This window comes from Bacillota bacterium, from assembly GCA_012842395.1.
Classification (GTDB): domain Bacteria; phylum Bacillota; class SHA-98; order UBA4971; family UBA4971; genus UBA6256.
In genome coordinates this window covers 403,139-417,271 of the sequence record DUSX01000034.1, presented here as the reverse complement: position 1 = coordinate 417,271, position 14,133 = coordinate 403,139, and the positions used below count along the sequence as shown (strand labels likewise).

Annotated in this window: 11 protein-coding genes; 10 read left to right on the top strand and 1 reads right to left on the bottom strand. The window is 63.6% G+C overall.

Annotated features, from left to right (window positions below; translation table 11 throughout):
* The first annotated feature begins 242 nt into the window (after nucleotides 1–242).
* The 10 genes from nusA to pnp all read left to right on the top strand — a co-directional run bounded on the left by nusA (nucleotide 243) and on the right by pnp (nucleotide 12,100).
* Nucleotides 243–1,853 (top strand): transcription termination/antitermination protein NusA, encoded by a 1,611-nt coding sequence (nusA, locus tag GX515_11665; protein HHY33651.1) that lies wholly within the window; start codon nucleotides 243–245, stop codon nucleotides 1,851–1,853.
* Between the two features lie 23 nt (nucleotides 1,854–1,876).
* Nucleotides 1,877–2,197 (top strand): YlxR family protein, encoded by a 321-nt coding sequence (locus GX515_11660; protein ID HHY33650.1) that lies wholly within the window; start codon nucleotides 1,877–1,879, stop codon nucleotides 2,195–2,197.
* Nucleotides 2,198–2,217: 20 nt separating this feature from the next.
* Nucleotides 2,218–5,544, top strand: coding sequence for a translation initiation factor IF-2 (infB, locus tag GX515_11655; protein ID HHY33649.1), 3,327 nt, complete (start codon nucleotides 2,218–2,220; stop codon nucleotides 5,542–5,544).
* Between the two features lie 94 nt (nucleotides 5,545–5,638).
* A complete protein-coding gene (locus GX515_11650) occupies nucleotides 5,639–5,920 on the top strand; it encodes a DUF503 domain-containing protein (protein ID HHY33648.1) in 282 nt (93 codons plus the stop codon).
* A 33-nt stretch (nucleotides 5,921–5,953) separates the two neighbouring features.
* Nucleotides 5,954–6,331: a 30S ribosome-binding factor RbfA gene (rbfA, locus tag GX515_11645; protein HHY33647.1), complete on the top strand. Its 378-nt coding sequence runs from the start codon at nucleotides 5,954–5,956 to the stop codon at nucleotides 6,329–6,331.
* Nucleotides 6,331–7,302 (top strand): bifunctional oligoribonuclease/PAP phosphatase NrnA, encoded by a 972-nt coding sequence (locus GX515_11640; protein ID HHY33646.1) that lies wholly within the window; start codon nucleotides 6,331–6,333, stop codon nucleotides 7,300–7,302. Before rbfA ends, GX515_11640 begins: the two co-directional genes overlap by 1 nt.
* A gap of 12 nt (nucleotides 7,303–7,314) precedes the next feature.
* Nucleotides 7,315–8,289: a tRNA pseudouridine(55) synthase TruB gene (gene truB, locus GX515_11635; GenBank protein ID HHY33645.1), complete on the top strand. Its 975-nt coding sequence runs from the start codon at nucleotides 7,315–7,317 to the stop codon at nucleotides 8,287–8,289.
* A gap of 54 nt (nucleotides 8,290–8,343) precedes the next feature.
* Nucleotides 8,344–9,354: a bifunctional riboflavin kinase/FAD synthetase gene (locus GX515_11630; GenBank protein HHY33644.1), complete on the top strand. Its 1,011-nt coding sequence runs from the start codon at nucleotides 8,344–8,346 to the stop codon at nucleotides 9,352–9,354.
* Between the two features lie 274 nt (nucleotides 9,355–9,628).
* A complete protein-coding gene (gene rpsO / locus GX515_11625; GenBank protein HHY33643.1) occupies nucleotides 9,629–9,898 on the top strand; it encodes a 30S ribosomal protein S15 in 270 nt (89 codons plus the stop codon).
* 30 nt (nucleotides 9,899–9,928) lie between these two features.
* Entirely contained in the window at nucleotides 9,929–12,100 is a 2,172-nt protein-coding gene (gene pnp, locus GX515_11620) for a polyribonucleotide nucleotidyltransferase (protein ID HHY33642.1), read from the top strand.
* Nucleotides 12,101–12,320: 220 nt separating this feature from the next.
* Here pnp and GX515_11615 read toward each other — a convergent pair whose 3' ends face one another.
* Nucleotides 12,321–14,120, bottom strand: a complete 1,800-nt coding sequence (locus tag GX515_11615) for a sigma-54-dependent transcriptional regulator (protein ID HHY33641.1) — start codon at nucleotides 14,118–14,120, stop codon at nucleotides 12,321–12,323.
* Between the last annotated feature and the right edge of the window lie 13 nt (nucleotides 14,121–14,133).

Genomic DNA, 14,133 nt, shown 5'->3' with positions numbered 1-14,133 from the left:
CCGCAGGCGTCTTCTCCCTGGAGGGCAAGGCCTGGAGCTGGAGAGCAAGGCCGGCGACCCTGAGCGGGACTTGTGCGCCGAGAAGCGGCGCGGCGGACTTCCGGTGACCTGCTTGGGGCCTTGGGGCCTTGGGCTGCGGGTAGACCTGGATCGTGGTCTTCGGTGGGCGGGCGGAATGCCCGCATTTTGCGGCTTGTGATACGGAATACGGGATAATTCGCCGGGTGGCGAGGAGGGTTACGATGAATTCCGAGGTCATTCAGGCGCTCACGCAACTTGAGAAAGAACGGGGGATCCCGCGCGCTGCGCTGCTTGAGGCAATTGAGACAGCGCTGGTCTCCGCGTTCAAGCGCAACTACGGCTCTTCCCAGAACGTCAGGGTGAAGATAGACCCTGAAACTGGTGATATCAACGTCTACGCTCACAAGAACGTCGTGGAGGTGCCGCGGGACCCCAGGCAGGAGATATCGCTGGACGAGGCCCGGGCGGTCGATCCGACGCACCAGATCGGCGACGTCTTCGAGGTCGAGGTCACGCCCCGTGAATTCGGGCGCATCGCGGCACAGACCGCCAAGCAGGTGGTGGTGCAGAAGATCCGCGAGGCCGAGCGGGGTGTCATCTACGAGGAGTACAGCAATAGGGAAGGCGACGTGGTGACGGGGATCGTGCAGCGACGGGAAATGCGCAACGTCATCGTCGACCTTGGCCGAGTGGAGGCCGTCATGCCACCATCTGAGCAGGTGCAACGGGAGAACTACTCATTCGGCGACAGGATCAAGGTCTACATCGTGGAGGCGAGAAAGACGCCCAAAGGGCCTCAGGTGGTCGTCTCGCGGAGCCATCCAGGGCTTCTCAAGAGGCTGTTGGAGCTCGAAGTGCCTGAGGTATACGATGGGACCGTGGAGATAAAAGGCATTGCGAGAGAGGCTGGCAGCAGGGCCAAGGTGTCGGTGCTTTCGTATGACCCGAATGTGGACGCCGTAGGCGCCTGCGTTGGCCCCCGGGGGATGCGGGTCCAGAAGATCGTCGCTGAGCTGCGGGGCGAAAAGATAGACATCATTCAATGGCATGATGATCCGGGCATTTACGTGTCCAACGCTCTGAGTCCCGCGCGCGTCATCTTGACGCGCGTCGACGAGGCGAACCACATCGCCAGGGCGATCGTGCCTGACAACCAGCTCTCCCTGGCGATCGGAAAGGAAGGCCAGAACGTCCGGCTCGCGGCCAAGCTCACCGGGTGGAAGATCGACATCAAGAGCGACTCGCAGGCCCGAGCGCTCGAGGAGGAAGAGGAACGCCTGGCCGCAGAGGAGGCCGCGCGGGAGCAGGAGCCACGCGCCGAGGCCTGCGAGGGCGTGCCGGAGAGCCCGGCCGCGCCCGAGACGGCAGGCCGGGCCCAGCCTGAGATAGAGTTGCCGCCTGCGACGCCAGACGTGATTCCGGATGTAGCCGCGCCTGCTCACGACGAGCCCAAGACCGGAGAGGCTGCCGAGGCCGGGGAGACCGCAGGCCTTGCCGAATCGCAGCGGGCGGTAGAGCTTTCAGGCCCGAGATCCGCTGAGGCGGGCGCGTTTGCGGGTTCGTCCGAGGCGAACGAGCAGGAGGTTGAGCGGCCGGAGCCTGTCACCGAAACGAGCGCAGAAGCATCAGGCGCAGAAGCATCGGGTAGGGGCGGCGAACAGGTGGAGAAGGAAGGCCCGGGCGAAGGTACTACGGGCCGGCGCAAGAAGAAAGACAAAGCGAAGAGAGACGAGGTCTTGGACGAGGAGATACCGAAGAAGACCCGCGTGCCGAAGAAGTCCAAGCGTGACGTCGATTTCGACGATGACCTGGACCTGGACGTAGATCTGTGAGGCGGGGCGGGTGGATTGCCGCAATGGCGAGAGGTAAGGCGCGTCAGCAGAGAGTAAAGAAGGTTCCCCAGCGTACGTGCGTGGGATGCAGACAGGTCCGACCCAAGAGGGAGCTCGTCAGGATCGTGCGCACACCGGAGGGTGTCATCGAGGTGGACCCCACCGGGAAACGCTCAGGGCGGGGGGCATACATCTGCCCCGACCCGAAGTGCCTCGAGCTAGCGTTGAAGGGCAAACGGCTGGATGCAGCTCTCGAGGCCTCTGTGCCAGAAGGAGTGGTGGAGAGCCTCATGCGTGAGATCTCCTCGCTCACGAGTGGAAAGCCTCCCGCCGAAGGCCGCTAAGATTTGAAGGTGGTGGGTGTATGGGGAAGAAGACCAGGGTATACGAGCTCGCACGCGAGCTTGGCAAGAACAGCAAGGAGATCCTTGATCTCCTCGCCGAGTCGGGCGTGCGCGACAAGAACCATATGAGCGCCCTGGAGGACAACGTAGTCAGGTTCATAAAGAACAGGTTTGCGGAGAAGGAAGGGCGAAAGGAGCCCGAGAACGCGGCCGCGGGACGTGCTCAGCCAGCCGCGGAGGAGGAGAAGCCGACGCCGAAAGAGCAGCAGCCGGCCCGTGAGAAGCCGAAACCGAAGCCGAAGCCCGTGCCTCTGCCGAGGCCGACCGCCTCACGCGGAGGCGTGTCGGCACACGGTCCGGCCAGGCCTCGTCCCACTGCGGGCGACGCGAGGGGAGGTCATCCCGGTGCCTTGCCCGTATCTGCGCAGAGGCCGGGCTGGGCGCCGAGACCGGCTGGCGAGACGAGACCTGGAGCGGCACACGGACGGCCTCATGACCGCGAGGACCGGCGGTGGACTCCAGCAGGGGCTCCATCCGTCGCTCAAAAGCCAGGTCCGGCAAGGCATTGGCCGACGCAGATCGCTCCCACGGTGCCCGGTGCCGGGGTGAGGCCACAGGCTCAACCCACCCGGCCTGGTCTTGGAGCTGGCGCCTCGACCGTGAGGCCTGCTACGGCTCCCGGTGCTGCGCATGGCAGACCCGATGTCCTGAGGAGGCCGCGGCAGATTCGCCCCAGTGTGCCGCCCCCTCCACCGGAGCGTCGGGCGCCGGAGACAGCCGCTGGGACCGCCTCCGCGTCTCCTTCCGTTGTTGCGGGCGCTGACGCGGCTGTGCACAGGAAACAGCCGGAAAAGCCTACTCCGCAGGTTGCGCAGGTCGCGACGACTCCTGCTCCTCAGGCGCCGGCCCCTGCCGGGGCTGTGCCTGAGACACCGGAGGTTGCCGCAAAGGCACCGGAGAAGGCCCCAGAGGTTGTGCGGGTGACCGGAAGCGAGGGAGAGACTACCGCAAAGGCCGCAGCTTCCGCCAGCGCGAGCGCTCCCGCACCGACCGGCGCGAGCGCCGCACCGGCTGAAAAGGTTCACCAGGAAGCTCTGTCTGCCGCCGGGCTTACGCCTCCTGAGGAAGAGCGAGCCGGCGCGGCGGGCGCGGTCGAGCATGTCCGGGGTGCGGAGAAGCCGCAACCCTCGGCGGCTGCCGAGAGCCCCTCGAGCCAGCGCGGTCCAAGACAGCCCGCGGTCAAGCGCCCTGAGTCAGTCCGTCCGTCGGCAGGTGTTGAGGCAGGCGCGGAGGCGCGGCCCCGTCCTGCCCATGGTGGTCACCAAGGTCCGGCGGCTCCGGAGGCTAAGAAGCCTTCGGCCGCGCCTGTCGAGCGGCGCGAGAAGCCCGAGACGAGAAGGGAACACAAGGACGAGCGCAAGGACCGGAGAGAGCGCCCAACGGAACGGAGGCTCGAGCTCATCAAGACCGGCAAGGGCGCTGAGAAGCTGCGTGAGGCGAGAGCGGAGGCTATCATCAGAGCGAGGATGCCCAAACGAGGAGCCACCGTGCAGCCGGCGACAGCTGCGAAGAGACGGGAGCACCCGAAGAAGCAAACTAAGATCGCGCTCCCGCCCCGGATCACCGTTGGCGAGCTTGCCGAGAAGCTCGGTATCGGCTCTGCCGAGGTGATCAAGTCCCTGATGACCATGGGAGTCCTTGCCACCATAAACCAGGAGATCGATTTCGACGCTGCGAGCTTGGTCGCTGATGAGCACGGCTTTGATGTCGAGCCGCTGGAGCAGAAGGAGGCTCGCGAATTCGGGATCGAGGACGTTCCTGACGCTCCGGAGGCTCTCCAGCCGAGGCCGCCCGTGGTTACGGTGCTTGGACACGTTGACCATGGGAAGACCTCGCTTCTCGACGCGATTCGCCAAACCAATGTAACCGCGCAGGAGGCCGGCGGTATAACGCAGCACATCGGCGCGTACCAAGTGGAGCTCGGCGGCAGGAAGATCACTTTCATAGACACGCCCGGTCACGAGGCGTTCACGGCGATGCGCGCGCGCGGCGCTCAGGTGACAGACATAGCGGTGCTTGTGGTGGCAGCTGATGACGGCGTGATGCCGCAGACCGTGGAGGCCATTAATCACGCCAGGGCGGCCAAGGTACCGATCGTGGTCGCGATAAACAAGATAGACAAGGCGAACGCCCAGCCCGACAGGGTCAAGCAGGAGCTCGCCCAGCAGGGTCTCGTGCCCGAGGAATGGGGCGGCGACACGGTCACCGTGGAGATATCCGCCCTCCGCAAGCAGGGCATAGAGGAACTCTTGGAGATGATCCTGCTGGTTGCGGATATGAGGGAGCTGAAGGCCAACCCGAATAGACCGGCGAAGGGCACCGTAATAGAGGCGCGGCTCGACAGAGGAAGGGGACCGGTTGCCACCGTGCTCGTGGAGAAGGGAACGCTTCGCGTGGGCGATCCCATCGTTGCCGGCGAAGTATTCGGGAAGGTCCGAGCCATGACCGACGACCAGGGGAAGCCGGTCGAAGCCGCAGAGCCCTCCATGCCCGTGGAGGTGCTTGGGTTCTCGGAGGTGCCACAGGCCGGCGACGTGCTTCACGTTGTGTCCGAAGACAAGCTGGCCAAGCAGCTCGCTGCGAGACGCCTTGAGAGGAAGCGGGCGGAGGAGATCCAGGGAGCCCGCCCCGTCAGCCTGGAGGCGTTGTTCGGCAAGATCAAAGAAGGTGAGGTGAAAGAGCTCAATCTCATCATCAAGGCTGACGTGCAAGGATCGGTCGAGGCGCTCCGCCAGTCGCTGGAACACCTCTCCACCGACGAGGTGAAGGTGAACGTGATCCATGCTGGCGTGGGTGCGATCACCGAGAGCGATGTCATGCTGGCATCCGCATCAGGTGCCATCATCATCGGGTTCCAAGTGCGGCCTGATGCCAACGCGAAGAAGATGGCCGAGCGTGACGGCGTGGATATCCGACTCTACCGCATCATCTACGACGCCACGGCCGATGTGAAGGCCGCCATGGAAGGTTTGCTCGAGCCTGAGAGGCGCGAGGTGACCGTCGGGCGCGCCGAAGTCATGGCTACCTTCCATGTACCCAAGGTTGGTGTCGTGGCTGGGTGCAAGGTAAGCGAGGGCAAGATCACCCGCGACGCGTTGGCACGAGTCCTCCGCGACAACGTGGTCATCCACGAGGGCCGGATCGAATCGCTGAAAAGGTTCAAGGACGACGTCCCCGAGGTGGCCACGGGGTACGAGTGTGGGATCGGCCTTGCGAACTTCCACGACATCAAGGAAGGCGACGTCATCGAGGCTTTCACGGTGGAGGAGACCCGCCGAGAGCTCTAGGGGCTGCGCGGACGCGTGATCTCGCGGTTCGCGGCCGTGCAGCCGGGTCCGTGCCGATGCTTCGGAGGGGTTGCAGGTGAGTCGGAAGGGTGCGATGATAGTAGGCATTCTGAAGCTCGAGCTCTTCATAGGCGGGGCGACCTCTCTTAAGGACAAGCGACGCGTCGTCAAGAGAGTCTGCGACAGGGTGAGGGCAAGGCACAACGTGGCTATTGCGGAGATAGCCGACTGTGACCTTTGGCAGCGCTGCACGCTCGGGGTCGCCTGCGTCTCCAACGAGGCGAGGCTCGTGGACAGCGTTCTCTCGCGTGTGCTGCGCGACGTCGAGACCGATGCGGACCTCGAGGTCACGAATTGGGAGAGGACCATCATTTGAGGACCACCGTTGACCACCGGAAGGTGATGGGAGATGGCTCGACTCAGGGTTGAGAGAGTTGCGGAAGCGATCCGTTCCGAGGTCGCGGACATCCTGGCTCGTGAAATCAAGGACCCGAGGCTGGGGTTCGCGACCGTCACCGATGTGGAGGTATCGGACGACCTGCGGCACGTGAAGATCTTCGTTAGCGTTATGGGCGATAAGGCTCAGGTTGACGAGACAATGGCGGCTCTCGAGAGCGCCACCGGGTTCGTTCGTAGCGAGATAGGGCGGCGTATCAGGCTGCGGCACACTCCCGAGATCGTTTTCCGCTACGATACGTCGATAAAGCGCGGGGCGCGGGTGTTCGAGCTCCTTAAGGAGATCCAAAGCGAGAAAGAGACGGGAAAGGAAGAGGAGGGCCGAGACTAGTGGAGAGTCACGAGGACATCGCGCGCATCCTCACGCGTTATCGCACGTTTCTAGTAGCGACTCATGTGCTGCCTGATGGGGACGCTGTCGGCTCCACGCTCGGCCTGGGCTTCGGGCTTCAGAAGACCGGAAGGCGCTCCATCCTGTCGTGTCCGGGTGGGGTGCCTGACAGCTTGAGCTTTCTGCCTGGTTCGAACAGGATAGTCACGCCCGACCGCATCGCAGGGGAGTTCGAAGCGGTCGTGGTCCTTGACTCGAGCGACCTCGATCGTATCGAAGACATCGCCGGGAAGATCCCTCCAGGCACGCCTGTGATCAACGTGGATCACCACGTTACGAACAAGATGTTCGGCACGTACAATTACGTCGATCCGGGCGCGGCAGCCGTCGGAGAGCAGGTGTACAGGATCCTGACCGCCATGCGTGTGCCTGTCGATAGGGATATGGCGACCTGCCTTTTCACAGCCCTCGGGACCGACTCGGGCTTCTTCCGGTTCTCGAACACGACCCCGACGACCCTGCGCATCGCCGCGCGGTTAGTTGAAAAGGGAGCGGAGCCCTTCAGGATCTCCGAGCAAGTGTACGAAACCAAGACTCTGAGCAGCCTTAAACTGCTCGGCCGCGTGCTTGATACCCTGAAGATCGATGACGCAGGCAAGGTGGCGTGGGTTGAGATCAGGCGCGAGTGGCTCTCGGAGTTCGGCGTCGACGAGGGGCAGACCGAGGGTTTCGTGAACTACCCCCGCATGGTCAAGGGCGTTGAGGTGGCCCTCCTCTTTCGGGAAAGCGAGGAGGGCAAGATCCGCGTTGGCATGAGGTCCAGGGGAGACTTCGACGTGAGCGCGCTTGCGGAGGCGTTTGACGGAGGCGGCCACTCGAGAGCGGCGGGGTGCAGCGTGGACGCGGCTTCTCTGGAGGATGCGCGGCAGATGGTCCTGAGCAAGGTATACGAGATGATGGCGGCCAGGTAGGTCCGGGTGGCGATGAACGGCATCGACGGGATCCTGGTCATAGCCAAACCCGGGGGGATGACGTCCCACGACGTGGTGGCGCGAATAAGGCGCGCCACGGGGCAGAGGCGGGTCGGCCACGCAGGAACGCTCGACCCTGATGCCACGGGTGTCCTTGTCGTGCTTCTCGGCAGGGCGACCGCCGCCATGCGGTTTATGCTCGGATTACCGAAGGCCTACAGGGCCGAGATGGTCTTGGGCATTGTCACTGATACTCACGACGCTTCCGGCACGGTCGTTCAAGTCGCAAGCGAGGTCAAGGTATCGAGGGCCTTCTTTGAAGACGTGACCCGGCGATTTACAGGCGAGATCCTTCAGGTGCCACCGATGGTGTCCGCCGTGCATCACGAAGGGCAACGCTTGTACGAGCTTGCGCGTGCGGGAATCGAGGTCGAACGCGCCCCCAGGCGCGTAACCGTGTACGACATCCGTGTCGAGTCATGGCCGGACGACCCGCTCACCGTGGGTGCCCGGGTAACTCTGAGCGTCGTCTGCTCCTCAGGAACCTACATCCGCCAGCTTGCGGCGGACATCGGCGAAGCGCTCGGCTGCGGCGCTCACCTGGGGTCGCTCGTGCGAACGCGCGTGGGACGCTTCACATTGGCGGACGCGCACACCCTGGATGAGGTCGAGGCGCTTGCGAGGGAGGGCCGCCTTCGCGCGCTCGTGTTGCCGATCGCCGCGGGGCTGTCCCACCTGCCCGCGGTGGCGGTGAGCGGCGAGGACGCACGGAAGGTGGCATGCGGGGCGCAGGTCGAGCTTTCGGCCGCCGAACACGAACGCGTGACCCAGGAGCGGCCGGAGGCGGACACGGTCTGCGAGTGCGACCGCTCGTCCGCAGGGATCGTCAGAGTGCACGGGGCTGGCGGCGAGCTCCTCGGAGTCGCGAAGCTGGAGATGTCTGGGAGGCGGGCGATGATCCGCCCCATAAGGGTGTTTGTTGGGTGATCGGGCGCGGGCAAGAGGTCGACGGATTGCCCAGCCGGGGTTAGGAGGTCTTCAGTGAGAGTCGTACAGGATCTTGCGCAACTTGACGCCATCGATGTTCCAAGGTCTGTAGTCGCGCTCGGAACGTTCGACGGCGTGCACCTCGGGCATCAGGAGATACTCAGGCGGTGCGTGGTCCGTGCGAAGCGCTGCGGAGCACGCGCCGTGGCTTTCACTTTCGATAAGCATCCGCTTCAAGTGATCCGGCCCCAGCTCGCCCCTGCCCTGCTCACGGACACTGGGGACAAGCTGGCCCTCATCGAGGCGACAGGGGTCGAGCTTGCGGTGATAGCGCGTTTCGACGAGGCGTTCGCGCGCGCCACGCCTGAAGAATTCGTTCGCGGGGTGTTGGTCGACGGGCTACGCGCGACGGCGGCGGTCGTCGGGTTCAACTACACCTTCGGGTGGCGGGCACGCGGCACTGCGACCGTCCTCGCTGAGCTCGGGCAGAAGTACGGGTTTGACGTGGAGATCGCCCAGCCGGTCTCCGTCGGCGGCGTGCCGGTGGGCAGCACAGAGATCAGGGCGCGTCTTGCCCGGGGCGACGTGGCGGGTGCACGGGCCATGCTCGGCAGGCCGTTCTCCGTGAAGGGGGCGGTCGTTCCCGGCGAAGGGCGAGGCAGAACCCTGGGATATCCCACGGCGAACATCGGGATCGGCTCGACGATGGCCGTTCCTGCGCGAGGGGTATACGCGGTATTGGCGGAGGTCAGGGGCGGATGCTTTCAGGCGGTGGCCAACGTGGGCGTGCGCCCCACGTTCGACGGCCGGGTCACCGGCATCGAGGTGTTCGTCATGGATTTCGCAGGCAACCTCTACGGCGAGACCATGAGGGTGTCCTTCATCGAGAGGCTCCGCGACGAGATGAGGTTCAGCTCGCCGCTCGCCCTTGCGTCCCAGATCGCCAACGATGTGAAGAACGCTCGAAAGGTGCTCTCTTCGTTCCACATGGGGAATACTGACGATAGGACGATGGCCGCTGCGGCCGGTGCGAGCGTGAACGGGGACAAGACGGCCCCAAGCTGACTGCGGAAGGCGTGACCTTTAGTGGGTCGGACCTTTGGGACCCACACCCACTTTGCGGCGAGATGGCGGCTGCGCCGCGGAGGTGGAGTCGCAGGAGCCGTGAGCCGCGAGCGCGCCGCGCGTCGTTTACAACGGATCTGTTGTATGATAGAATTGGTCCGTGGCGGCAATCCCGATGCCGCCGCAGAACAAGATGAACCCAGCGCTAGGATTCCTCGAGCCTCCGACGGGTTTCTTGGCGATGGGGGGATAGGGTTCAAGGAGGTGGATCGGCGTGGCTCTACCCGCCGGCGAGAAACAGGCGATCATAGAAAAGTACAGGCTTCACGAGAAAGACACGGGGTCTCCGGAGGTGCAGATCGCGATCCTCACCGAGAGGATCAACAGCCTCACGGAGCACCTCAAGGAGCACAGGAAGGATCATCATTCGAGAAGAGGGCTGCTCAAGATGGTCGGTCAACGGCGCAATCTCCTTAACTATCTTAAGGAGAAGGATATCGAAAGGTATCGCGCCATCATCGATAGGCTCGGCCTCAGGAAGTAGCAGCGACAGCTTGAGGAGGAACGATTTGTAATGGAACACCACTGCCTGGATATGATTCTGGGCGGGAGGAGACTTTCGCTTGAGGTCGGGAAGGTTGCGAAACAAGCTAACGGATCTGTGTTAGTCCGGTACGGCGACACAGTCGTGCTCGTCACAGCGTGCATGTCGAAGGAGCCCCGGGAAGGCATCGACTTCTTCCCGCTTCTCGTGGACTATGAAGAGAGACTCTACGCTGTGGGCAAGATTCCCGGCGGGTGGATAAAGAGAGAGGGAAGGCCCTCGGAGGTCGCCACTCTGTCAGCCCGCATGATCGACAGGCCGATAAGGCCGCTCTTCCCCGAAGGGTTCAGGCACGACGTACAGGTGGTCTGCACGGTGATGTCGGTGGAGCAGGACTGCGAGCCCGACGTCACGGCGATGATCGGCGCGTCGGCCGCGCTTAGCATCTCCGACATTCCGTTCCGAGGGCCCATCGGCGGGGTTCGAGTCGGCAGGGTCGATGGGCAGCTCGTGATCAATCCGACCCTCGAACAATCCCTCAAGAGCGATCTCTCGCTTGTGGTTGCGGGAACCAAAGACGCCATCCTCATGGTGGAAGCGGGCGCAAGCGAAGTGCCCGAAGACGTCATCCTCGAGGCGATAATGTTCGGCCATGAGGCTATCCGAGGGATCGTCGACTTCATCGAAGGGCTCGTGGCCGTGTGCGGGAAGCCCAAGCGAGAGGTCACCCTGTACAAGCCCGATCCGGACATCGAGGCGAAGGTGAGAGAGCGGGCCACAGCCGAGTTGCGTGACGCGCTCAAGAGCGAAGACAAGCTTGCGCGCGAGGAACGGACCGACGCTGTAAAGATGGCTGTGGTCGAGGAGATGAGGGAGAGCCTCGGCGCCGACTTCGCGTTGTACGAGAAGGACGTCACCATGGTCCTTGACAAGATCGTCAAGGAAGAGGTCAGGAAGATGATCCTTGAGGAGGGTTACCGGCCTGACGGGCGCAGGGTTGACGAGATCCGGCCGATATCGTGCGAGGTTGGGGTGCTTCCAAGAGTGCACGGGTCAGGGCTATTCACCCGGGGCCAGACGCAGGTGCTTACCAGCGTGACGCTGGGGGCAATCGGGGAGGAGCAGCTCCTCGACGGGCTGGGTGAAGAGGAGTCCAAGCGCTACATGCACCACTACAACTTCCCACCCTACAGCGTAGGGGAAGTGCGGCCCATGAGGGGTCCGGGTCGGCGCGAGATAGGCCACGGTGCACTTGCTGAAAGAGCGCTTGCGGCGATGATCCCGGATGAGGAGACGTTCCCATACACGATCCGGCTCGTATCGGAAGTGCTCGAATCGAACGGCTCCACTTCACAGGCCAGCGTGTGCGGGTCCACGCTCGCGCTCATGGACGCGGGAGTCCCAATCAAGCGGCCTGTTGCGGGGATCGCCATGGGGCTCGTCAAGGAAGGCGACCGGGTCGTCATCCTCTCCGACATTCAGGGCATCGAGGACGCCCTCGGAGACATGGATTTCAAGGTGGCGGGCACCGAACGCGGGGTCACCGCCATCCAGATGGACATCAAGATCCCCGGGATAACCAGGGATATCCTGGCGAAAGCGCTTGCCCAGGCTAGGGAGGGACGGCTCTTCATACTCGGCAAGATGCTCGAGGTGATACCCGAGCCGCGCAAGGAGCTTTCACCATACGCCCCCAGGATCATACGGATGAACATCGACCCGGAGAAGATCCGCGACGTTATCGGGCCCGGCGGCAAGGTCATACGACACATCATCGACGAGACCGGTGCGAAGATCGATATCGAGGATGATGGGCGGGTCTTCATCGCGGCCGTGGACGAGACGGCGGGAGCGAAAGCGAGGAAGATGATCGAGGATCTCACCGCAGAGGTCGAGGTCGGAAAGGTGTACACGGGGACCGTGACCCGCATAATGAACTTCGGCGCGTTCGTGGAGATACTCCCGGGCAGAGAGGGTCTGGTCCACATCTCCGAGCTTGCGCACACGCGCGTGCCCAGGGTCGAAGACGTCGTTAAGGTGGGCGACACCATCGAGGTCAAGGTGACCGAGATAGACCGGCAGGGCCGGATAAACCTGTCGCGCAAGGACGTGCTCCCGAGAGATCACGCGTTGGAGGCTGGGCGCAGGCCGGGGGCACCAAGGCGGCCGGAACAGCACGGCGGGTACAGGCACCGAAAGTAAGGTCGCCGAAAGCAAGGTCGCGGAGAACGAACACACGAGGCCCCGGGAATGGGAACGGGAACGGGAATAGCGCGCCCGCCTTGCCCAAACGCCCACCCGACGCTGACGCGTTGAGCGGGGGGCGCGCCGGAACGCCCCTGGGGCTATCGCCCGCGGGACCATGACATGCTTATGTCCCCTCTACTGATTCGTTCGACTGATTCGTTCCCCACCTAAGGACTCACGAGATGTGATAACGCTTGATCTTGTAGTAGAGGCTGCGGAGGCCTATGCCGAGCAGCTTCGCGGCCGCGGTCTTGCTGCCCTTTGAGGCCTGAAGGGCACGAAGGATGGCCCGTTTCTCGGCATGCTCGACGGCCTCGCGAAGGCTTGGGACGCCCTGTGCGGATGGCCCGCCCCGCCCGAGCGCCTCGGCTTCTGCTTCGGCCTCGGAGCCCTTCCCCGGGACTGCCTGGCCTGCTTGCCACGCCTGAAGACCCTGCTGGAACCTGCCCAGGGCGGGCAGGTGGCGCGGCAGGATCTCTACCTCGCTGAAGTGCATGTTGATGATGGCGCGGCTAAGAACGTTCTCGAGCTCCCTCACGTTCCCCGGCCAATCGTACTCGGCGAGGATGTCGAGGGCCTCCTCTGAGATGCGGCTCACGTTTCTCCCGTAAGCCTGGTTGAACCGACGTATCAGGCTGTGGCACAGGAGAGGAATATCTTCGATGCGCTCCCGAAGGGGTGGGATGAAAATGGGGACCACATTGAGCCGGTAGTACAGATCCTCCCGCATCCGCCCCTCGCGGACGGCCTTCTCGAGGTCGGTGTTGGTGGCGGCTATCACGCGGACGTCCACGGGTATGGGACGTGTGTCACCGACCCGCACGATCTCCTTCTCCTGAAGGACTCGCAGCAGTTTGGCTTGCAGCGCGAGGTTCGTGGCCCCCACCTCGTCCAGGAAGATGGTCCCGCCGCTCGCCTCCTCGAAGAGGCCGCGCTTCCCGCCTCGCTTCGCGCCCGTGAAAGCGCCTTCCTCGTAGCCGAAGAGCTCCGACTCGAGGAGCGTATCTACGATCGCCGTGCAGTTCACCCTTATGAACTGGCCTCGTGCCCGGTCGCTCGCGTTGTGGATGGCGTGTGCGAAGAGCTCCTTTCCGGTTCCGCTCTCCCCTCTCAGGAGAACGGTGACCGGCGTCGCGGCCACGCGCCTGGCTTGTTCGATTGCCCGTGCCATCTTCGGGCTTACGCCGACTATGTCGTCGAAGGTGTACTTGGCCTCGAGCCGCCTGATGAGCCTTTTCGCCCTGTCAAGCTCCTCGGTGAGCCTCCGGATCTCGGATGTATCGTGAATCACAGCCACGCTCCCCTTGAGCTTGTCATCAACGATGATGGGCGCGGCATGGACTATGACCTCTTTCTTTCGCGGGCCGACCTTCATGTGGGCGCCCCGCACGGGAAGCCGCGTGCGAAGCACCTTCATGTGCATGCTCTCACCCTCCGCGATATCGGTGGTGGCCGGCTTGCCGATGACGTCCTCCTCGGTGAGTCCGGTCAGACGGGTGTACGCGGGGTTGATCAGGAGCCCCATGCCGTTCTCGTCCACGACCGAGATCGCGTCCTGAGTTGAATTGATTATGGCCTCCAGGAGGCCTTGGATCTGGCGCAGGTTCGTGATCTCCTCAGCGAGCGAGATGACCTCGCTGATGTCCCGGAAAACCGCAACCGCACCGATCACTCTGCCCTCGGCGTCTCTTACAGGCACGCGGTTGGTGATGATCTTGACCCCACCTAACACCTGTTGCTGGTTCAACTCGGCCTGGCCCGTCTCCAGCACCACGTGGAGCCTGGTGTTCGGGATCACATCCTGCGCGCGCCGTCCTATCATCTCATCCGGATCGAGCCCAGTGATGCGGGCGGCGGCCGCGTTGAAGATGGTGATGAGACCGTGGCGGTCCACAGCGATCATCCCGTCGTGGGTGGAGTTCAATATGACCTCGAGTTCCCTGTTGGAGAGCCGAAACTTCTTAGCCTGCGCCATCGAATCCCTTCCT